At 56.4% G+C, this 19923-nt stretch carries 20 protein-coding genes; all 20 read right to left on the bottom strand.

The genetic code is table 11. The features are described 5' to 3' along the window. Positions 1-197: 197 nt before the first annotated feature. The 20 genes from avd to PS2015_RS09700 all read right to left on the bottom strand — a co-directional run bounded on the left by avd (position 198) and on the right by PS2015_RS09700 (position 19795). Positions 198-584 carry a diversity-generating retroelement protein Avd gene (gene avd / locus PS2015_RS09605; RefSeq protein ID WP_237113307.1) on the bottom strand — a complete coding sequence of 129 codons (387 nt, stop codon included), beginning with the start codon at positions 582-584 and terminating at the stop codon, positions 198-200. 61 nt (positions 585-645) lie between these two features. Continuing rightward, positions 646-1713 (bottom strand): SUMF1/EgtB/PvdO family nonheme iron enzyme, encoded by a 1068-nt coding sequence (locus PS2015_RS09610; RefSeq protein ID WP_058022036.1) that lies wholly within the window; start codon positions 1711-1713, stop codon positions 646-648. Positions 1714-1716: 3 nt separating this feature from the next. Then, entirely contained in the window at positions 1717-2073 is a 357-nt protein-coding gene (locus tag PS2015_RS09615; protein ID WP_058022037.1) for a hypothetical protein, read from the bottom strand. Positions 2074-2103: 30 nt separating this feature from the next. Then, on the bottom strand, positions 2104-2856 hold the full coding sequence (locus PS2015_RS09620) for a hypothetical protein (RefSeq protein WP_058022038.1): 753 nt from the start codon (positions 2854-2856) through the stop codon (positions 2104-2106). 2 nt (positions 2857-2858) lie between these two features. Further along, positions 2859-3725 carry a hypothetical protein gene (locus tag PS2015_RS09625; protein WP_058022039.1) on the bottom strand — a complete coding sequence of 289 codons (867 nt, stop codon included), beginning with the start codon at positions 3723-3725 and terminating at the stop codon, positions 2859-2861. A 3-nt stretch (positions 3726-3728) separates the two neighbouring features. Next, the gene (locus PS2015_RS09630; protein ID WP_058022040.1) at positions 3729-5174 is read right to left on the bottom strand and encodes a hypothetical protein; all 1446 of its coding nucleotides are present in this window, start codon (positions 5172-5174) and stop codon (positions 3729-3731) included. After that, positions 5158-9963 carry a phage tail tape measure protein gene (locus tag PS2015_RS09635; RefSeq protein ID WP_058022041.1) on the bottom strand — a complete coding sequence of 1602 codons (4806 nt, stop codon included), beginning with the start codon at positions 9961-9963 and terminating at the stop codon, positions 5158-5160. The genes PS2015_RS09630 and PS2015_RS09635 overlap by 17 nt, the downstream gene beginning before the upstream one ends. Beyond that, the gene (locus tag PS2015_RS09640; protein WP_058022042.1) at positions 9956-10378 is read right to left on the bottom strand and encodes a DUF1799 domain-containing protein; all 423 of its coding nucleotides are present in this window, start codon (positions 10376-10378) and stop codon (positions 9956-9958) included. Before PS2015_RS09640 ends, PS2015_RS09635 begins: the two co-directional genes overlap by 8 nt. Beyond that, positions 10333-10755 (bottom strand): hypothetical protein, encoded by a 423-nt coding sequence (locus PS2015_RS09645; protein WP_058022043.1) that lies wholly within the window; start codon positions 10753-10755, stop codon positions 10333-10335. Before PS2015_RS09645 ends, PS2015_RS09640 begins: the two co-directional genes overlap by 46 nt. A 98-nt stretch (positions 10756-10853) precedes the next feature. Beyond that, positions 10854-11795, bottom strand: a complete 942-nt coding sequence (locus PS2015_RS09650; protein WP_058022044.1) for a phage tail tube protein — start codon at positions 11793-11795, stop codon at positions 10854-10856. Beyond that, positions 11792-12010 carry a hypothetical protein gene (locus PS2015_RS09655; RefSeq protein WP_058022045.1) on the bottom strand — a complete coding sequence of 73 codons (219 nt, stop codon included), beginning with the start codon at positions 12008-12010 and terminating at the stop codon, positions 11792-11794. Before PS2015_RS09655 ends, PS2015_RS09650 begins: the two co-directional genes overlap by 4 nt. Before the next feature lie 49 nt (positions 12011-12059). Further along, a complete protein-coding gene (locus PS2015_RS09660) occupies positions 12060-12446 on the bottom strand; it encodes a phage tail terminator protein (protein WP_058022046.1) in 387 nt (128 codons plus the stop codon). Next, complete coding sequence (locus PS2015_RS09665) at positions 12443-13015, bottom strand: phage tail protein (RefSeq protein ID WP_082628080.1); 573 nt, start codon at positions 13013-13015, stop codon at positions 12443-12445. Before PS2015_RS09665 ends, PS2015_RS09660 begins: the two co-directional genes overlap by 4 nt. After that, positions 13012-13299 carry a hypothetical protein gene (locus tag PS2015_RS09670; protein WP_058022048.1) on the bottom strand — a complete coding sequence of 96 codons (288 nt, stop codon included), beginning with the start codon at positions 13297-13299 and terminating at the stop codon, positions 13012-13014. Before PS2015_RS09670 ends, PS2015_RS09665 begins: the two co-directional genes overlap by 4 nt. A gap of 17 nt (positions 13300-13316) precedes the next feature. Continuing rightward, on the bottom strand, positions 13317-13667 hold the full coding sequence (locus PS2015_RS09675; RefSeq protein ID WP_058022049.1) for a DUF2190 family protein: 351 nt from the start codon (positions 13665-13667) through the stop codon (positions 13317-13319). 80 nt (positions 13668-13747) lie between these two features. Next, complete coding sequence (locus PS2015_RS09680; RefSeq protein ID WP_082628081.1) at positions 13748-15841, bottom strand: ClpP-like prohead protease/major capsid protein fusion protein; 2094 nt, start codon at positions 15839-15841, stop codon at positions 13748-13750. Then, the gene (locus PS2015_RS09685) at positions 15816-17264 is read right to left on the bottom strand and encodes a phage portal protein (protein ID WP_058022051.1); all 1449 of its coding nucleotides are present in this window, start codon (positions 17262-17264) and stop codon (positions 15816-15818) included. The genes PS2015_RS09680 and PS2015_RS09685 overlap by 26 nt, the downstream gene beginning before the upstream one ends. Continuing rightward, positions 17261-17461, bottom strand: coding sequence for a phage head-tail joining protein (locus PS2015_RS09690; RefSeq protein ID WP_058022052.1), 201 nt, complete (start codon positions 17459-17461; stop codon positions 17261-17263). The genes PS2015_RS09685 and PS2015_RS09690 overlap by 4 nt, the downstream gene beginning before the upstream one ends. Then, on the bottom strand, positions 17461-19395 hold the full coding sequence (locus tag PS2015_RS09695) for a phage terminase large subunit family protein (protein ID WP_082628082.1): 1935 nt from the start codon (positions 19393-19395) through the stop codon (positions 17461-17463). Before PS2015_RS09695 ends, PS2015_RS09690 begins: the two co-directional genes overlap by 1 nt. Further along, complete coding sequence (locus PS2015_RS09700; protein ID WP_169792295.1) at positions 19343-19795, bottom strand: terminase small subunit; 453 nt, start codon at positions 19793-19795, stop codon at positions 19343-19345. Before PS2015_RS09700 ends, PS2015_RS09695 begins: the two co-directional genes overlap by 53 nt. Positions 19796-19923 lie beyond the last annotated feature (128 nt).

Below are 19923 nucleotides of genomic sequence, written 5' to 3' on the forward strand. Positions count from 1 at the left end.
CATCTGCCGGGGAGCATGCGTCCTTTTGAGAGAGGTACTGACTTAAAGCCACGTGGGCTTTGAGTTTCTGACACATCTCAAGAGCGGGCCGCGCGCCGATATTCGTGTTCGAATTCGACCGCTCATTGTTGAGATTGAGCGCGAACACGCCGGCGATCGAACCGTTGTTCCAGTTGCCACCGCGACGCGAGACGCGTTTAACGCACACCCCTGCTGGCCTGGCTCTGTGATTTGATCCAGCCGCCAATCATGCGGCCGATCTCATCGTTGAGCTTGGACCAATGCTCGAATTTCTTAAACTGCAGAAATTGGTACTGCATGGCCCTGCGCAAAAAGCTGCGCAGGACGTTTAGCTCGACATCAAGCTGCAACAAAGCAGCCCTTTTGTCCCGAGCCAGGTTACACTTGATGACGCAGCGCAGGATCGACCACATACACTGGCGGATCTCCGCACTGAGCACGTGGCGCTCAGACTTTGGAAATTGACGCAGTGCGATATACCCGTAGTCGATCATATCCTCAACTTTCTGACGGATCAGAAGGTCAGTGATTTTTTCTGGTTTGCGTTGCAGTGATCTGCTCATAACATCCTTGTCAGCATGGTAGCGGCGCTTTAGCGCCGATCAGATTACAGTGATTCAGGCTTCAGATTACAAAAGCGGGCCGCGCGCCGACAGTCGTGTGCGACGGCGACCGCTCAGCGCTGAGAGTGAGCGCGAACACGCCGGCGATCGAACCGCTGCTCCAGTAGCCACCGCGAAGCGAGACGCGCTCGCCAGAGGTGTTCAGATAGAATCCATCTCCGCCCAGGCCGCTCCCGGCGATGGGGAACAGCGCCAGTGCCTTGAGCCGGTTTAAAGCAGCCGTGCTGACAGGGTTTGCGCCAGTGCTATTTTGCATACCCTCAAACGTATTTACTGTTAGTCTGTACAGGGTATAGTCAGCAGTTCCGCTGTTTGCGCTGGCATATTTAACGGAATTGGCGTGCCCGGGTGACACCAGATCACCAGTGGCTCCATCAATCGCCATCCAGCTCGCAGAGGCTGCGCCCAGATCGGTCGCGGTCAGAGCAGCATCGTTGTTTTCGATAATTTGAATCTCGCCAGCCACGACTCGCACCCCTGGTGTCCACTCCCAGACATTGCCGTTTAGGTCGCTGATACCAAAAGGCGTGTTGTCATGTCGCCAGCTGGTCGGGCCGGAGCCAGTCAGGGTGCGGGCGGTACCGCTTGCGGTGCCGGGTGTCACGCCATCCTGGCGTCGCCCAGCCTCGACAGTCGTCGCGTGATCTCGCCCATAATCATTGTTACCTCGTGGCATCAATCCGTTTTTGTGACACCACAGCGCGAGTGCCGCAAACTCAACCGAGGTCGTCAGGTGCCACCCAGCGCCATTGTTGCGCGCCAGGCTGATGGCGGCATCGTTAGTGATCTCTGTCGTCGGATCAACACCAGGCACTGAGATCAGCTCGCTGTTGCGGCTGCTGCCCAGGTACTGGCCGATCATCAGCTCGTCTTTGTTGACACCGCCTACGATAAAAGCGGGGTGGCGGCTGATGCCCAGGTCGGAGTTGACGGCCGCCATATCGGAGTGACGCAGCACATACATGAAGCAGGGCTGTCCGGCAGCCGTGTACAGGACTGTGTTGCGGCCGTTGCTGGACGCCTCGACTTGCCTGCGCAGTTGGTCTGGCACGTTGATAGTAATTGGCATGGCTTACTCTCCTTGCGGCTCTTCTATCGGCTCTTCAGCCGGTGGTGTATTGGCGACATCGCGCGCGTTGGCAGCTGTCAGATATGCTGAGTAGACCAGCGCATAAATCTCACCCTGCGTAACTGTCTGGCCAGTTGGCTGGCCTGTTGCCGGGTCATACAGATCAATGACTGCTGACGGGTCAAATGGCACAGTCAGATAACCCTGTGCGCTCTTGAGCGTCTGACCCGCACTGGTGGTCAGTACGGTCTCTTCGTCATAGCGTATCTCGGGCTGTGCAGCCAGCGGGTTGCTGATAACGATACGCTTGCATCGTGTCCACTCCGTGCCGGTGACGGATTGCTCGTTGTAGTTGCTCATGGTTGCTCCTGATCAGGGGTGTCAGTTGAATTACGGTACGATGCCGCCGGAGTCGATGCGCAGCACCTCTGTGCCGTTGACGGCAAATGCAATCTCATCGGCAGCCGGGAAAAACATGCCAGTGCCGGGGTTGGTGCGATGGGCAATTGAGCAGCGGGCTGCAGATCCGGCGCTGGCCTTGTACTCGCCTATGCCAGCCAGTGTCTTGGCTGCCTGACCCGCCAAATCGGATATCTGTAGCAGCATCTGCACCAGAGCATCTGTGTCGCGGTTTGAGGGCTGGTCCTTGCGAATCTTGTCGGCAACGTCCAGCACGTAGTTGATGTGCTCGATGAACTGGACGGAGTACTCTGCGGCCACCCAGCCCTTGTCCAGGGTGCCGGTAGATCCGGCGATGGGTACGTTGCCGGGCGTCGGGGTGACTGAGTAGTCGCCACCATAGACAATGGCAATGGCTTCGTCGCGGGCGTCTCGGGTTTCGTTTCGGTAGGTCAGTGCATCGCCGGCGTTGGTGCCCGAGGCGATGACGGCCGCTTGGGCGGTGGCGGCATAGGCTGCTGACTGGTCGCGGAAGACTTCCACCTGCCCGATGGCTACGTTTAGCTCGCTGGTGATCTGGTTGCTCAGATCGGTGGTGGCCTGGACGATATCGGCCAGACCCTCATCAATGTCATCCAGGCCCTGGTTAACCCCAGCCTGCACACCATCAATCATGGCATTGTGCTTGACCGGATAATCGTGGTCTTTAATAGTGATCTTGTATGGCTGCAGATCAATGGCCATGCTCAATTCTCCCTGAGTGTCAGCGCGCTCGCGCTGCCGTTAAACATTTGTTGCTCATACTGGTAGTCGTTTGTGCGCCGGTAAATCGATGCGCCCATGTGCCAGGACCAGCCAACATCGTTGGGGTTGGGGATTACGTACAAATCGCCGGTTTTCCCGGCGGCCCCGAGGATTGCGAGGAAGCGGTTGCGGTCCACGTCTTCCATCAGGCTGAAATCCAGATCAATGCGCCGGCGTACGGGCCGGGCGCTGCTCCAGTAACCACCGGCAACAGTGCGCGCCTGTTCGGTCAGATCGTCCGTGCCGAACACAGCACCCCAGTCATAGTTGTATTGCGGGGCCCAGGCAAAAAACAGCGCCAGTTTGTCGATCTCTACAATGTTGTCTGGCTGGGTGCCTGGCGTGATATCTAGCTGCATGGACTTGCCTGTCACATCCTCAAACACCAGCGTGTAGACGGCATCGAGCACGCTGTCCGCGTCACAGTAACCGCCCCAGGGGTCGAAGCCTGCCAGCATTTCGCCCCAGGGCCGCACCGTGAATATGGTGTCTGCACCGGTCACGTCATCTGAGTCATACAGGACTGAGCCTGTCTGGTTCTCGCCATCCCAGATGCGCAGGCGCAGGGTGGTCTCCTCCACCAGGTTGTGCCCCTTTAGCATCAGGCCTGACATGGCGCGGGCGGTGGCAGAGGACGCTTTGAGCGTAATCACGGACTCGCCAGTTATATCCCAGCGCGTGGGCAGGCCTTTTGTCTGGCTGAGCACATTGGCAATCGGATGCAGCACGTCAGTGCCCTGCATCGTGATCAGCGACATGTCCTCAAGCAGATTTTTCCACCCGATGAGTAATTTGCTTTTAAGCGCCATGTGTTACACCCATATCTCAAACTGACATCGCTGTCGGGTCAGGTTTTTTTTGTTGCTGATCACAATCACCGACGTGCCGGGGGAGCTGCCCACTGGGCCGAACCCATAATCGGCAGAGCGCAGCACGATTTTGTCGCCGATCTCATCGGCCAGAAAGCTGGCATCGCCCTCCCCGGCATAAACGCGGTGCTCGGTCTCGCGCAGATCCCAGCGCCTGGTAAGCTCTGCCGCTGCATCGGTCTGCTCATACAGCAGCGTCTCGCGCTTTTGGTTGCGCACAAACGGGTAGCCGGTGAGCGTGCGGGTTTCTTTCTCATAGCTGTAATCACGCGAGTACAGCAGCGCGTTGGCGGCGCTAACCGACCCTGCCAGCGTGTCGGTGCCCTGCACTGCCCAGTTTTTGCGGTATCCGAGCTCCAACTGTTTGTACGGTGGCTCGATGGACTGCAGGGTGAGACGGCTGAGCAGATTGGAGTCGGTTGCCAGGCGAGTAGCCGTGCCGCTGTCATCGATGCGGATCACATCCAGCTGGCCCGCCTTGTTGATGCGCGGATTCAGACCCAGGCTGTCGCAGAACTCGGTCAGCATCTGTTTGACCGTGCCGTACTGGTAAAACGCATAGCCCAGGTCATCCATGGGTGCTGTGTCCAGTGTAGGGCCCAGGGGGATCGGGATCTGAATGTAATTATTCATCCGCTGCAGCAGGTGCTTCAGATTGTTGTTCGTCCAGGTCGGATCCGGATCGCCAGGTATGCCGCCTCGAATATCGAGCGTGACACGGCCGGCGGGCGGAGCTGATAGCGTGACATCGATGCGCAGGCCGTCACCGGTGCCATCTGCCGTGAAATTGATATTTGTGATCGTGACTGCCACGCCGTTGTCCCTGGCCGCTTCAGGGCTGGCAATCTCTGCCGGGGTGAAATAACGGAAGGTCTCGCTGCCGGTGCGCAGTGGCTCGAAATTGAAGACCCGCCCAAACACAAACGGCAAACCGGCATCGAGTCCCAGTCCGTTGCCATTGACCAGCTGATCAAAGTAAATGTCGCCCAAATCTGCGAACTGAAAGCGCACCCGATCCGGATCCCGTGCGGCCAGATCGTGCGTTTTCTCGGTGGCCTGTAGCACAAAGTCGGAGCGCGGCCAGCTCTTGTCACCAAACCAAACCTTGAAACTGTAACCGACAAAACGCCAGCTCAGCAGGTCCTGGTCATATAGAAAGACCTCCACATCATCCAGCACGCTCGACTGCAGCGACTCGTTGATGACCACCTCGCTGACGATCACCGGCAGATAGTTTTTACCGCTGGCATCAGTTGGATCGATGTAGCCAGAGTCTGACCAATAGGCGGTTTTGACGCTGCCGTCATAGTACTGTGCCTCAACCAGGATCACCGGCTGCTTATCCTCCTGGGCCAGCCAGGCGCGCCACTCGCTATCCGATAGTGCCATTGCGCACCCCTTTGCTGCGCGCCCACTGCTCAGTGGCCTGCGTCATCTCATCGCGCTGCTGGGCAGCAAATGCCATGCCGGCGCGCATGTCTTTGCGAAGGGCTGCCAGCTCAGCAGAGCTGGCACGATAGTCCTCACGCACTGCCCGCAATTCGCGCACAATGGCATCGTTTGCGGGCGCCATATCCACCCGCACAGGGATGGCGCCCGACTGGAGAGGCACAACCGCTTCGGAGCCGTGCAGCAGTGCCAGGTGGCCGGTGGCCGGACCATAGGCAATGCCGCCACCGCTGAAACTGGGCAGGCCCAGGCGTGTCACCGCATCGATCACGTCCTGCTGGCTCATGCCCATGGCTTCGGCTAACTGGCGGCTGCCGACACCACTGGCGGTGGCCTCTGCGTGCAGCCTGGCAATGGCGGCATCCTCATCGCTGGCTGATCCCAGCACCGCATTAACGTGGGCGGCGATCTCCTGGGCACCGAATGCCGGGTTGTAGGCAGATCGGTAATCATCGACGCTGCCAGCGCCCTGGCCTGCCAGCCACTTATTGGCTGCCGACTCATCCAGGCCGCCTTTGCTGATGCTGTCTGCGATGACCTGGGATGCTGCCCCACTGGACTGCATCTGCTGGATCCATGAGCCCATGGCGCCAGAGAGATAGCCGGCGATTTCAGGTGGCAGGGCATCGACTGATCCGCGAATGCCGCCCAGGGCATCGATAATCTCGGCACCGCCTGGGCCTGACTGGTCGATCCACTGGCTGACTGCGCCGAACAGGGCGTCTCGCATTTGTGGGGAGAGGTCACCGATCGAAACGCGGATTTCATCGAGCTTATCGATAATTGCCTGGTTTACCCCGTCTGCAATTGCGGTCAGCTGGCTATCCAGATCGCGCAGGCTGCGCAGCAAGGCATCATTGGCAGCCTGTGGGTCAAACTCGCTCTGGCCAAGCTGAGCGCCAACCGAATCAAGCACGCTGAGCACCTCGGCCACTGCCTCTTTTCTAGGGGTGCTCGAGGCATACATGTAGTCAGCCGATGATATGTAACTCTGCGCAGCTTCCTGGAGCCTGCCAACCGCAGCCAGATCGCCGCCGGCGGCGGCCTGCGCCAGATCGCGGAAGTTGCTTTGTGCAAGATCAAATTTCTCTTGTCCGGTCAGGCTGCTGGAATCGCCCAGGCGGATGCTAAGGGCCAGGTCATACAGGCTTTGTGCATAGCTCATGCGTTGCTCGTGCAAGCGCTGCTCGGCCCGAATTTGATCTTCGTGATTCTTTAATAGCTGACGGCGCGCCTCTTCGATGTGGGCCACCTGATCGGACACCGCCCCATCGATACCAAAAAGAGGCGTTGCGCCCAGCAGACTGGAAACATCCATGCTGATGCTGTCGCGCACGGCACGGATGGACCGTAGATCATCAACCATGGCCTGAGTGGCGCTCAGCCGCTCTTTGAGCAGCCTCTCTTCAGTCTCAGCAAGTGCAGCGGTGGCGGCGGCCGCCTTTTCTTCGGCCTCTGCAGCTGCCTGGGTGTTTGCCGTGTGTTCGACAACTGCACCAGAGAGTATGGCGATGGCCTCCTCCGCTGTGCCGGCAGCTTTTGCGGCCGTTATGATTTCATCGCTGACCCCAGAGACATGGCTCAGCAGCTGATCCACAAAGTAGTCGAGCTGCGCCAGCAAGTCACCGGCAAGCTGACCGTTCCCGCCAAGGCCGAGGAACGTGCCAGAGCTGCCAGGTGTCGCCTCTTCATCGAGTCCTGCCAAGGTGGCGCGACTCAGATCAATTGTGCCATCCATCGCTCTGATGAGACTGGCAACAACAGAGTCAACTTCTCGGAACGTGTTAATGACCTCAAGGGCCTTGGATTGATCTACGCGCCTGGCTGCACCTGTGACGCGAAGACCGGACTCAAAAGGATCAACCTCGAACGCACGATCTGAGCCAATGGCTGCCGGGGTGGGTCCGACCAGCATGCCGGCGTTATAGCGCACCTTGCCATCACCGCCGGTGGCGACATCAACCATCGACCCCAGAGCAGATCCAAGCAGTGCGCCCACGGGGCCACCCACGTAGGTGCCTATGGCGGTGCCAAGCGATTGCCCAATGCCCGACTCGGACACTTTCCCGAACAGAGCCTCTCCGATTTCGTTGCCTGCATAGCCGCCTGCAATGCCTGCGCCGATATTCAGGCCTAGAGTTTTCAGGCCACTGACCAATGTGTCAGCGCTGAAGGTATTGGCGACATCGATGCCCTCGCCCGCTGCATCGATGTACAGCTTCTCGCTGCCAAAGCCGAGGCCCCTAAAAATGTCTGATACACCAGCGTTTGTGCCGAACTGCCCGCCAAACCTGGACAGCAGCGCGCCGGTAACATCGCCGGCGAAGCCAGAGCTATCCAGCACGCCTTGAATGCCTGCGTCTCCGCCGCCAGGAACATTGACGCCAAACATTTTGGCCAGGCCACTGAGCGCCAGCTGACCCGACATTTCCAAAAGCATGCGCTTGAAGGCCTGAGCCGTGGCATCCATGGCGTTTTTGCCATCCATGTACCAATCTGCCCAGGTCTTGCCAAACTCGCGCCGTGTTTCCTCCCAGTCCTCCTGGAGCTGCCGGGCGGTCTGCTCTGAAATTCGCTCCAACCGCTCCATCTCTCGCTCGGCGGAACGCATCGCATCTGTGGTCGCTCGCTGGGCAGCGTCTTGATCATAGAGCGCGCCTGTCAGCTCGACGATCTGGCGGATCTTACCTTCAGCGGCATCACTGCCGGCCTGAATAACTGCGTTGTAGATGGCCTGGTTGCGGGCGTCGAGCTGGGTGGCCACCACTCGCTGCCTCAGGGATAGGATTTGTTGATCGATCTTGCTAGTTAGCTCGGGAATATCTCCGGCTGCCGCGCGGACGCTTTCGCCGAGATCATTTGTTGCGCTAGTTTGCTCGCCAGTAGCCTCGCTAGCATCAGTTGCTGCGCGAACGAGCCTAGTCAGCGCCTCACCGTATTGATCCAGTGCCTGCCGGGCAGAATCAAGGTCGGCTTGTGTTTCAGTGATTTCTTTCTGCTTCTCAGGTGAGTATTGGAAGCGGCGATTTTGCGTCATGCTGGTTTGCAGGACGCTTAGTTTGGCCTCCATCCGCTCAACTTCTTTAGCTGCCTCTAAGTAGCCCTCCAGGGCTTTGTTGGCGCTATTGCGGATCTGAGCATCTGTTAGATCATCGATCCCGCTAGTTAAATTCTGGACAGCAGATAGCGCCCCTTCGGCATCGTATTTGGTATACCCCAACTGTTCCCTGAATGTGTAGGCTGCGCCAGCAGCAAGAATTAAAAGGCCGCCAGGGCCTCCGACTAACGCCAGCAGGGTCTTTCCCCTGTCCATCGCTGCATTCATTAATCTTTGCTGTGCGGTAGCCCTAATCAGGGCCAGCTCAACGTTTTTTGCGGACGCTGCATAAAATGCAGCGTTTGCGGCAGAGAGCGCCAAGCCGCCAGCGGATGCCACGAGAGGGCCCATCAATTTGGCTGTCAGGGCAGTTGCCAGCAGCGTCGTTGCGACCCTGGTCGCCTCCAGCATCTTCTCGGGACCGTCTTCCTCGCCCCAGGCGTTAAACGCGGCGAGAGTATCGGTCACTGTCGGCAGAAATTGAGTGCCGAGCAAAAGCGAATAGCTGGAAAGGATGTTCTGGGAAATAGTGAACTGGGCATCGAGCGACGCCAGGGTGGCAGCGAATTCATTCTCAAGGGCAGAGGCTTCTCTGACCTCTTCGTTCGCCAGGCCCATTGTCTGGCGGAGGATATCCATGTTGCCGGCCAGCGGGATGATGGTCTTGAGCACTTCCTGCCCGCCGAGCCCGACATCTTTCAGAGCACCGCCGGCGTCCAGGCCTTTAGCGGCAACAGCATCCAGGAAGTACTCCAGCGCCAGCATCTTGTCTTCAGCATACAGGCGGGCTAATTCATCAGCATTAAGGCCCAGAGCAACGCCGAAGTCCTCAAGCTCCTTGCCGCCTTCCTGGATGCGCAGGGTCATCTCCTGCAACACACGACCAACTGAAGAGCCGCCGGTCTCAGCTCTAACGCCGATTGACGCCATCGCGGCACCGAGCGCCGCGGCTGAAGCTGAGGAGATGTCAAACTGGCTGGTGGCCCGCGCCACCTCGGTTGTAATGTTTGCAATCTCCGATTCGGTGGCAGCCACATTGTTGCCAAGCGAAACAATGACGCTGGCCAGCACATCGATACGGTCAACGGATTCGCCGGTGACGTTAAGAATGCGGGCCAGCGACTTTGCGCCCTCTTCGCCAGCCAGGTCAGAGGCCCTGCCCAGCTTGGCTACCGTTACGGCAAACTTTTCAAGATTGGCAGCGCCGGTCACGCCCATCTGGCCGGCAGCCTGTGACAACTCCAACAGCTCGGCTGTTGTTACTGGCAGGCCTCTGGATATTCTGTCAATCCGGGCGGCATACGTGTCGAGCTCCTTTCCGACCAGTCCGGTTGTTTTACTGACGCCCAGCAGGCCGACTTCAAACTCACGGTAGTCATTAATCACGCCCTGGGCAAATCTGGTTGCACCCATGGCAGCCAGTGCGCCTGTCAGGCCGACAACCATGTTCTTGGCGCTTAGCAGCGACTGGCTGGTCTTATCAGTCTCTGTGCGCCATTCCTGAGTTCGTTTGCGCGTGTTGCCGGTTTCGCGCTGCAGATCGGTGACTTCTTCTTTGAATCGACGAAGAGTCTTGGTGCCTTTTTCGGCATCCCCCTCAATCGTGAAGCCATAACGATACGTCTTAGCCATCAACCTGCCTCATTTTTGCAAACGCGCCAAGGGCGCCTGATTCAACCAATCGAACGGATTCCAGTAAATCCCGCTGGGTTTTGCGCTTTTTGTAGCGAAGTGCGATGACAGCGATCACCGCGGTATAATCCAGGCCTATCAACCCGGACATGGAGGTGCGCCACTGAGATTGGCAGAACATAAACACGTCCAGCGCCTCTGCGTTCTCAGCGAGCACCACAAAGTCCTGGTCAATAGTTTGCGGATCAGTGTCAGCCAGTATCTGCTCGCGCAATTCCTGGCTAAGACCAAACTGATCAAAATCGGCCTCAAGGCCATCTGTGTTTTTGGCGCGGGGAGAGGCGCTGGCCCAGTATTCCCCGGCCTCGATTAGTTTTTTCTTTTCAGCGCTTTGTCTGAGTTGAGCTCTGCCCATACATCAAGCAGGGCGGATCTGGCTGGCCGATCCAGCAGAATGGCATCGAGCAACTGGGCACTGAACTCCAGGTCATTGCCGCTTTCATCGCGCACCCCTTTGATGTTCACCACGTCTTCGCGCAGGTATTCGTCATCAAAGTTCTGATCATCAATGGTCGGCGTGTAGTTTCGATCACCGCGCGCCAGCTCCATTTCTCGATTCAGCTTAGCCAGATATTCCTGCACCGCTTTGCGGCGGGCCTTTACTGTGGCGTCATCGCGCACTGTCAGCTCTACAACAAAATCAGCCTTGCGTTTTGGCTTACCTACACTCGATGGCAGGTCAAACTCCACTTTGCGCTCAACTGTCTTAATCTCACCTATGACAAATGCCATTTTCTTCTCCCGGTTCTCTCCCAAAAAAAATCCGGCCGCTGCCCGGGAGAGAGGTGGGCAGTGACCGGCAATACAGGTGACACACTACTGCTGGGGCATCAGGTAAAGGCGATCGAAAACTCGTCGTTACCCGAATCGGTTGGAACAGGAATAAACTCAGCTGAGAAGGTGCGGATGCCGTCGCTGTCCTGCTCGTTGATGTTTGTGATCTGGGTCTGGCCGGCAGTTATTGTGACTATGTTGCCAGCTGTTGTTCCGTGGACCACGCTGATAGCGCCTGTGACCGGCGACTTGTTATGCGACTCCATCTGCGCAAAAAAGTCTTTTGTTGCAATGGTCGGCGCTTCAAATGAAACGCTGCCGGTCGGTGCTCGGTCGGTAATGTTGACGCCATCGTAACCGGCCAGGTTGCGATGAACGACGTTCACACCACCATCAATGCTAAGGCCTTCGCCCCGGACGGCTTGGCCATGAACGCTGAATGTTGTGGTGTTGTAGCTGCTGAACGGCAGCGGAGAGATTGCGGTATAGGTCGGGTCGTACTGCTCAACCGCAGTCGGCTTGGCATACAGGCCTGTGATCGTGAAGCTGACCGAGGGCAATGCGCCGCGGGCCATGTTCAGCGTCCAGGTACCACGGGCACCGACAATTTTCTGCATCTCGCCATCATAGTTGTAATAGATCGCGCAGGACTCGAACGCGCCACTAACCGGGCTGTAGGTAACACTGGTTTCAGCCACTACAGTTGACGCAAAGCCGCATGCGCGAAGTAAGGCATCGAGCTGCGGTGCGGTGCCAGCATCGCCGGATCCTGCCAGCTCAACATCAAAGGTCAGCTGAACGCTCGGTGCGGTATTGATCGAGAAGTCGTTTGCCATGTAGGGGTAATCTACATCGCGGCTGACCCGGTTGCCGTTATACATCTGGCGCTGCAGATTTTTGGTCAGGACAGCGTTCAGCGACTCGGTCGGGGTTGGGTCGGTTGCGTAAGTATCTTCGATTTTTACCAGAATGATCTGGTTACGGGCCAGAAAGCTCATTTGCTGCGCGCTCCTTTGTTGTAGGTCGCGTCGGCATCAGATGTGTCCGAGGCCTCGGCGGGGGTTTTTACTGGCGCACGCTGGGCGTCTGCCAGTAGCTTTTTTCGTGTCTCATCGGTCATCTGACAGCCAGGGCCAGCAATCTGAACCGGTGTTGCGTCGGGCGATGACTGAAAATAGACGCCGCCCTTGGAGGGTGTCTTCGTTTTTTTCATAGCAATACCTCATCGGCCCGGGCGGGCCCAGGTTAGTGGGGAAAGTTTATTAAGCTCTGATGAGGTGGGCTGAGGTGTATCTCTCTTCCCACCAACAGATTCCAGCCTTGAGCTGTAGTAGCTCGCCGCTTTTTAAGGTCATGTCGGTGTACATGGGTCCGGCATTCCAGCCCATTGCCTCTGACCGAACTGCGGTTCGCAAGGTTTCTAACTCTTCAATCAGGCAAACGATGTGTACGATCGCCTCAGAGGTGATCATCTTCGATTCAACAAAATCGGTCGGATCCACCTGTGTGCTATCAGGGCCTGGGAAAACGCCCAGAAGTGGCAGCTCTTCTGTAATGTCATCAATCGGTTGCTGGTCTGCAGCGTGCGTGATTTTCACGAACGTCTGATCCAGCTGCGAGTTGAGGTGCGCGATAAATGAATCGATCATAATTTGCTCAACTGATAATCAATCTGTCTGGAAAGCTCAATCGGGTACTGTCGTTCAACGAACTGCCCGACCTTCTCCAGCACCTCATCAGACCCAACCATCTGAGGGATAGATGGGCCGTAGAGCGCCTGAAGCGGCAAGCGCTTGGTCTGTCCGGCTTTTTCTCGCTGGTAGATATGCACATTGCCGCTTTTGCCGGTCGCAATGAATCCGCGCTTTGTTAGATATCGGCGTTTGTTTTTGTACAACTTGGTCGTTGCGCCCATGCGCCTGCCGCGCGGGGTGCTGACCTTCTTAAATTGTCCGCCGAAATTAATCAGCCCAATTCGGCGGCCGACATATTCCAGAACTGCGGTGGTTTGATCGCGGCGCACCACTATCCGGATCCGGCGCGACAGTGCACCCCTTATGGTTGCAGCTGTTACGCTATACTTTTCCCTGGCTGCCCTTGATATCTGGGTGGCCGTGGAACTTCGAAGCCGGGTAAGCGCAGAGAGCTGGGCTTTTCTAAAAACCTCCGGATCAATCTGTCGAATCTTTTCGTCCAGGTTGTCCTTAAATTCAATCATCGAATTTCTACTGTTGTGACATGTCCGTCATCGGAGACCTTTCGAACAACTCGCCATGTTCGATCAGGCGCAACAATCAGATCACCGTCCACCGGTTTGCTAAACGGGAAATCGACATTTGCCCAAACAGCAGCATTAATGTACTGCCCCGCACCGGTATCATCGTCGATGATCTCCAGATTGCGCTCGATCAGGATTTGAAAGCTCTGCTTATTGGTTGACTGGGTGTATTCCAGCGCACCGCCAAATGCCGCCACAGCGGTTTGTGACATCAGATCAAACATCTGTGGCGGCCCCCGGGTTAAGCGCCAGCTTCCTGGATGATTGCAGTGCCATCGAGCCGGACAGCAGCTGTGGTTGTCCCACTGGCCAGCGTGTCCATAAACACGCCGACTCGATAGTTCGATGTCGCGGTCACTGTGAGCTCGTCATTAACAGGATCCCAGTAAGCAACCTGGAACTGGGCTGGCTCATCGGCTGACTTTTTCGGGAGAGTGAAAACGCCAGTGACCTGCAGCTCGCACTCGTCACCGATTGCACCATCTGTTGAGGCAACGCCGAACAGATTCTCGATCAGCACGCCATCGCCGCTGGTGGCCGCAGCCAACAGAATTGCGGTCACTGTGTGACCGGACTGAATGAAATTTTTCATGAGATTTACTCCAGAATTAAAATGTTTCTGTTCGAACCAAAAAGGCCACCCCTTGGTGGCCTTTTGAGATTTGGATCAGATTACTGCCCGGCGTTCTTCAGCAGGCCGCGGTAGTCGATCACGCCAGCACCGAAGTCCAGCACCGCCTTGATCTGAACGCCATCGACCTCGAAACCATTTTGCGTTTCGATGTACACACCCTCTTCGCCAGTCAGGTACGCATACTCGATGGTATCGATACGGTTTGGCGCTGCCGCCACATACCAGGCCTTTGGATCAGCATAATCGAGCAGAGGCTCAACGATCAGTTCCATCGAGTTGGTAAAGACGTTCACGTTATCCGTGTCGTTGGCCATGATGGCTGACAGCAGCTTCTGGAAAGTTGTCTCCAGGGCGGCTGGCACCAGGGCGTACTGAGCACGCAGGTTCAGGTTGCGAGTGCCGTTCAATGCCTTCTGCACACGCATCATCTTGCGCGCCTCGGACAAAGTGGTTTCGCTTGGAACGCCGCCTGTGCCCAGGTTTTTGTGATCAGCATGGAACAGCGCCTTGTTGTCGCTCATCTTGACGTTGTTGATGATCAGGCCCCAGACAACAGAGTTCTCCAGATCAGCAGCTGCATCGCCGAATGACTGCGGCACGCGCGTGAACGCATCCAGGTCATCATTGATGATTGTTTTGCGAGTCAGGCTAATGATCTTGCCGTAGGTTTCCAGGTTGTAACGCTCTTTGCCGTCACCCATGGTTCCGTGCTTGAACTCGCCGTTTTCGTTGACCTTCTCCAGCGCAGGCGCTTCACCCAACTGAGCCCGGTTAATCGGCTTGAAGTCGTTCGCACTTACGCGGCGCGAGAAAGGCAGGAATGTTCTCGGATAGGCGTCGTAGCCGGCGCGCAGCGACTTGTTCGCAACATCAGCCAGGATGTTGGGGAAGTCGCTGGTGGTGTGCATAGCCTTGGTGGCGATGGCGTTGTTGTTCATGCCACCCACTGAAACGCCAGCGTTTTGCAGACAGAAGCGGGCAATCTCGACCAATGACATTTGGGTAAAATCATTACCCTCTTTGTGGTCCATCAGGCCCGCTTTGGCCATCAGGCCTTTGGTAATATCTTCTCGCAACATCGATGTGTCGTGATTGACAGTGACGAAGTTGGAGGGCTGCGCCTTGCTGTCACGATCTGCGACAACTTCGAGGATGGCTTCGCGGGCCAGCTCCATGCTGCCAAGGTTCTTATCAACAATGGCATTGGTTTCAGCATCACTGAGCCGCACCTTTTGCGCCAGCGCACGAATATCGGCATTAAGCTGGGCGCGGGCCGCCAGGGCGGTATTGACCGCTTCGGTCACATCGCTTTTATCTGCAGCGGCAGATTCGCGAGGCTCGGCTGGTTTTCGGCTTTGCGGCTCGTTCTGCGCAGTGTTGATGGGATCGGCGCCACCGTTTGCCGCCGGGTTCTTTGCCTGCTCTTCAGCTTTGTTAGGCATAGTTGTTACTCCTTGCATTGATTTGGCGGTGCTCGCCGTGGATTCCCCGAAAAGCTGAATGGCCGCCTTCGGAGCGTTTTCGAAATCACTGAGATTGAGCGCCAGCGACGCTGCAGCTTTGACCGGCTCGACAATTTCGTCGATCAAGCCATAAGCCAGCGCATCCTGCGCATTAATCCATGTCTCTTGTGTGAGCATTTCAGCCAGCTCCTCTCGGGAGCCTGTGAAGCGCTGCATGTAGATGTTGCTGATGTCAGTTTCAAAACCGTCAAGGGTGTCGGCCATTTTTCGCATGTCGTCGGCGTTACCAAACACTCCGTTGATCGGCTTGTGGATCATCAGCCAGGCATTTTCTGGCATTGATATTTTTCCGCCATTGCCGCCAGCCATTGCGATAACTGAGGCCATTGATGCGGCCATTCCATCTATGTGGATGTTCACTGGCTTTTCTGCATATTTGAGGCGGTTATAAACCACCAGGCCCTCCATGATGTAGCCACCCGGAGAGTGTATTCTGACGTTCAGCTCATCGTTTGCATCGATCAGCGCATCAATCTCCTGGGCCAGGGTCAGCGCGTCGTTGCCTTCCCACCAGTCTCCGATCACGCCATAGATCAGCAGCGTCTTTCCGTCGCTGCCAATCATCAATTTTGAGTCTGCCGCGCTAGTCTTGCTCGTTGTTCGGGGCATTGGACTGCTCCTCTTTCGGTTGTTTATCGAAAAGATCTACTTCCAGATCGCGGAAGCGCTTCATGTCATCAGCAATTTCTTTGGCCCATTCGTCCGGATCGCGGTTGTTTTCCCGCGCCCAGTCGCTGAACGACTTCAGCTTGCCCTGGATTGCTTTCGAGATCGCGGGCAGCTCTTTTGGCGGGTCGATCATTTCGCGGCGCGGTGGCGTCCATTCGTAGTAGACGCCCGACAGGTTTATTCCTCGCAAAGCAGCGGCCTCAATGAACCACTTCTCTATGCCCTGGCACAGCAGCGGAATAAGCATGTTCTTTTGCAGGTGCGAAATCGTTCGGCCAAATTCGATGAATCCCATCTTCCCGGATGAGAAGTTCACGCCGCGCAAATCACCAGTGGCAGCTTGATATGTCACGCCAGACGGGGCACTTGCGCCCATCAGCTCCGTGGTCAGGTATTCGGCATGACCAGAGGTTGTCGGCGGAGTCACATAGGAAACATCTTCCATGTAGCTCAGCTTCGTGAGCATGGCCGGCTCCATCTTTTCCGGCAGGATATCTCCGGCCTTTTTGGATGGATCGTCGCTTTTGATGAACGCGCCAAAGCAAGCCGCGACCTTTTGCAGGCCAAGCACTGCGTCTTGAAACTCATCCACGTTTTTCAGACGCAGAAAACCGGCAGCGCCTCGTGGCATGCCGCGAACCTGCCCGGGGCGGCGGATCTCATAGAGATGGATTACATTGGCAGCGTCGTGGCGCTTTGAGTTAAAACGCCTGAAGCCATACTCACCGGGGTGATCTTCGAATAACCAGTATGCAGCCCTGCGGCCCTGGGCATCGAATTCGACACCCTGGACAATGCGCCCACCGTTTGACAGAGCCGTAACATTTTTTGTGTGGTCGAGAAAATCACCTTCGAGCACGCGGATCTTCAGTGGTACCGCCATGGTCGGGTCATTGACGATCTGGCGCACGATCAACGCCTCGCCGCTGTCATTCTCAGTTCGAAACGCCAGTGACTGCAGTCCGAACAAATTCATGCGGCCATCTGCATCACAGTCAGTTGTCCATGACCAGTCCTGCATCAGCTCCTGGGCGCGCTTTCTTTTCCGCTCTGACGAGTGCTTTGCCCCTGGCACAATGCCAGCGCCAACGACATTGAACACCAGCGAGTCGCTTATCTTGCTCGCATACGGGTTGTTGCGCCGAAGGTCTCGGGAAAAAGCGCGAACTCTGGGAAGCGCTGCGCCGATTTCCATGTTTGCGCTGCTATCACTTCCTCTGGTCCAGCCGTTTCGGCCCTTACCGGCGGCATCATATTTGTTCATCGCATCGCCGAGATAGTTCATCTTTGCGCGAGCGAATGCGCGAGAGGCGCCCCAGCCTGGGAACAGGAAGCCAATGGTTTTATCAAGTGCGTTTGTCATTCGATGCCCTTATCAAAAGTTGGGCGAAGCACATCCGGGCCAGAGCTGCCCGAAATCTGACGCTGCAATTCGTCGCGAATGCTGCGCATCTCGTTCAGGGATCTGTAAGTCACCCGCCGCCCATTCATGTGAATTTCAAGGGCGCCAAGGGCGATTGCTTCCTTTATCTTTGCCAGTTGTTGTGCTGCTGTGCTCATCAGTCTCGATTCCAATAACTTGATTTTCTGCGCTGGTCTGGCTTTGGTTCGTCTTCGCGGCGGCGCGGCTGGATGGTCAGAAGATCCAGTCCAAAGTACTGCTGCGATATGCGCAGCGCGACCAGGTTGCCCACACGGCAATCAAGAGCCTCGTTTCGCACCCCGCTGGGCAGAATGTATTTATAGACCGGCCGTCCGCGGCTATAGTCGAGCCGCTTATTTTCAGATGTCAGCATCTTGAAATAGGCTTCGTTGTACATATCGTCCCGATTCGGGAAGTGGCAATATCCTGGTCCGATGTCCTTGATCGCCAGCCTGTTGTACACCAGGTCTTTAGCATTTTCGGTTCCCACCAAAGTCAGGAACACGCCTTTTTTGTTCGGCTTTTTTGGAAAGTCCGCGATCGGCTTGCCGTATGTGCTTGCGCCTTTGGTCGGGATAATCCAGTGCACTCCGTGCTTGCGCGAGAACGCGTACACCTCGTCTGTGTAATGGCCGCCGGAGTCCATGCCAATTCGGCTAACTGGTATTACCAGCCCGTCATTGCGCTTGAATTGTTTGCGCAGCATCTCGGCCAGTATGTCCCAGACCGCCTGATTGGACAGATTGCCCATCAGCACCTGATATTCGATAGAGTAGCTTTGCTCGTCGGTGCCCCAGCCGCAGATCTCAAACTCAAATCTGTCGTCCTGAACATCCACACCGCCAGTTATGAAAACAACCTGGTCAGGCACATCGCCGCCGTAGTTCTCGCGCCGGTTGTACAGGATCTCATTGTCCGGCTTGTCGCCGACATCCTGTTTCCAGGTTTCTCCAAGGCGCGTGTTGATAAACGTCTTGAGCTTTGTGTCATCGCCCAGCCGGGCCTTCTCAACTGCCTTCAGATACTGATCAACCATCTGTGGCCAGGTGAAGAATATCGAGTAGATTGAGGAGTACCGATCAAACCCAACATGCTTTGGCGGATCGGTGACCGTTCCGTCGGGGGAGCGGATTTCACCATCTTCATCAATCCAGTGACCTTGCTCGCTGACCCAGCGCCCGCGATCCCAGACAGCCGTCAGCTCCTGGTAATAAAATTTGTCTGCACAGTGGCGGCACACATAATGGGCCGTTTTATGGTCTGTCCCTTCCCACTTGATGCCGAACGACGCCTTGCTTCCACCCCACTCCAACAGCTGGAACTCGTCACAGCGGGGGCACGGCACCTGGAATTCAAAAACAACGTCAGCCTCATTGAGGGAGTCCGTGATCTGGCAAGACCCTTCGATCTTTGGTGTTGATCCGCGAATCGATTTTGGGAATGATGAGGTTGTGATCCTCACATCGCCGAGGTCGGTCGGCTTGCCCTCACCGCCCACATCACGAGTAAAGCCGCTCAACTCGTCGTACATGGCGACATCTTTGGTCAAGCGCCGGTAGTTTCTCGGGCTTTCGCCGCCCCGGATATCGAGAGTCGATCCAACAAACACCTTTTTGCTGAGCGTGTTGTCTTTGGACTTTTTATCGTAACTGGGGAATATGTCCCTGACGACATCAACATCTCGGATTGCCGGGTTAATCTCATCCTTAACGAACTCTTCAGCGTCGCTGTCGGTTGGCTGAAACACTACAATGTTTCGCTTTCTGTGCTCAGCGAAGTAACACATCGCGGCAACGATTATCTTCGTATACCCAGTCCGTGCACTCTTTCGCCAGGTGATCACCTCGATGTCATCATTGCTGATGCAATCCATGATCCCTTTTTGTGGCGGAAGCGTCTCCCAAGGCCCTTCAACAGCACTGGACTCTGGGCTGAGATAGAAATTCTCATCTGCCCATGCCGACAGAGTCAGTGGCTCGGGCTTGTAAAGCGGCTTTAATCCGTGGCGGATGGCCCTATCAATCGAATCCCGGCAATTTATCCCAGGGTAGCTCGACTTTACTTGCTGCATTTTGAGCCTTGATGATTTCTCGATTGATGTTGGTCATTTCCGTCGAAGTAAGTGATGGCACCCGCTTTTTGATCTTGGACGGTACCGCGCCCAGGATTGCACTGATGCGCTGGCTCAACTCGGCCAGCGCCCATTCCAGCAATTCGACTGGTGCCTGCTCCCGTCTGGTGACCGCATTCTCCATCTCCAGCTTATCAGCCTGCTCTTTGGTGAGCCTGGTGCGCTGGGCATCATAGTCATCGTCATCGGCACCGGAACTCGACCTGCGTGCCTCAACATGCGCCAGCCGATTATCCAGGATGTCGCGCATCGTGAAGTATGCCTCGCGACCTTGGCGGGCGACCGGCTCTACGCCCCACTTGTCGAACGCCTGGGTGCTAATCCCAAGACTACGTGCCACTTGTGACTTATTGAGCCAGTAGGCCTCTTTTTTCGCCATGGTTACCAAACAACAACCTGATTGTGAAAATTTTCATAATTAGCGCGAAATCGCGGTTCCTCGCACCCGTACTGCAGATCGCCGGGGAG

The organism is Pseudohongiella spirulinae (assembly GCF_001444425.1).
In the GTDB taxonomy this organism is placed as follows: Bacteria; Pseudomonadota; Gammaproteobacteria; order Pseudomonadales; family Pseudohongiellaceae; genus Pseudohongiella; species Pseudohongiella spirulinae.

Excerpts from the sequence above, each read along its gene's own strand:
- avd (WP_237113307.1), bottom strand. The coding sequence starts at position 584 with ATGAGCAGATCACTGCAACGCAAACCAGAAAAAATCACTGACCTTCTG.
- PS2015_RS09610 (WP_058022036.1), bottom strand. The coding sequence starts at position 1,713 with ATGCCAATTACTATCAACGTGCCAGACCAACTGCGCAGGCAAGTCGAG.
- PS2015_RS09615 (WP_058022037.1), bottom strand. The coding sequence starts at position 2,073 with ATGAGCAACTACAACGAGCAATCCGTCACCGGCACGGAGTGGACACGA.
- PS2015_RS09620 (WP_058022038.1), bottom strand. The coding sequence starts at position 2,856 with ATGGCCATTGATCTGCAGCCATACAAGATCACTATTAAAGACCACGAT.
- PS2015_RS09625 (WP_058022039.1), bottom strand. The coding sequence starts at position 3,725 with ATGGCGCTTAAAAGCAAATTACTCATCGGGTGGAAAAATCTGCTTGAG.
- PS2015_RS09630 (WP_058022040.1), bottom strand. The coding sequence starts at position 5,174 with ATGGCACTATCGGATAGCGAGTGGCGCGCCTGGCTGGCCCAGGAGGAT.
- PS2015_RS09635 (WP_058022041.1), bottom strand. The coding sequence starts at position 9,963 with ATGGCTAAGACGTATCGTTATGGCTTCACGATTGAGGGGGATGCCGAA.
- PS2015_RS09640 (WP_058022042.1), bottom strand. The coding sequence starts at position 10,378 with ATGGGCAGAGCTCAACTCAGACAAAGCGCTGAAAAGAAAAAACTAATC.
- PS2015_RS09645 (WP_058022043.1), bottom strand. The coding sequence starts at position 10,755 with ATGGCATTTGTCATAGGTGAGATTAAGACAGTTGAGCGCAAAGTGGAG.
- PS2015_RS09650 (WP_058022044.1), bottom strand. The coding sequence starts at position 11,795 with ATGAGCTTTCTGGCCCGTAACCAGATCATTCTGGTAAAAATCGAAGAT.
- PS2015_RS09655 (WP_058022045.1), bottom strand. The coding sequence starts at position 12,010 with ATGAAAAAAACGAAGACACCCTCCAAGGGCGGCGTCTATTTTCAGTCA.
- PS2015_RS09660 (WP_058022046.1), bottom strand. The coding sequence starts at position 12,446 with ATGATCGATTCATTTATCGCGCACCTCAACTCGCAGCTGGATCAGACG.
- PS2015_RS09665 (WP_082628080.1), bottom strand. The coding sequence starts at position 13,015 with ATGATTGAATTTAAGGACAACCTGGACGAAAAGATTCGACAGATTGAT.
- PS2015_RS09670 (WP_058022048.1), bottom strand. The coding sequence starts at position 13,299 with ATGTTTGATCTGATGTCACAAACCGCTGTGGCGGCATTTGGCGGTGCG.
- PS2015_RS09675 (WP_058022049.1), bottom strand. The coding sequence starts at position 13,667 with ATGAAAAATTTCATTCAGTCCGGTCACACAGTGACCGCAATTCTGTTG.
- PS2015_RS09680 (WP_082628081.1), bottom strand. The coding sequence starts at position 15,841 with ATGCCCCGAACAACGAGCAAGACTAGCGCGGCAGACTCAAAATTGATG.
- PS2015_RS09685 (WP_058022051.1), bottom strand. The coding sequence starts at position 17,264 with ATGACAAACGCACTTGATAAAACCATTGGCTTCCTGTTCCCAGGCTGG.
- PS2015_RS09690 (WP_058022052.1), bottom strand. The coding sequence starts at position 17,461 with ATGAGCACAGCAGCACAACAACTGGCAAAGATAAAGGAAGCAATCGCC.
- PS2015_RS09695 (WP_082628082.1), bottom strand. The coding sequence starts at position 19,395 with ATGCAGCAAGTAAAGTCGAGCTACCCTGGGATAAATTGCCGGGATTCG.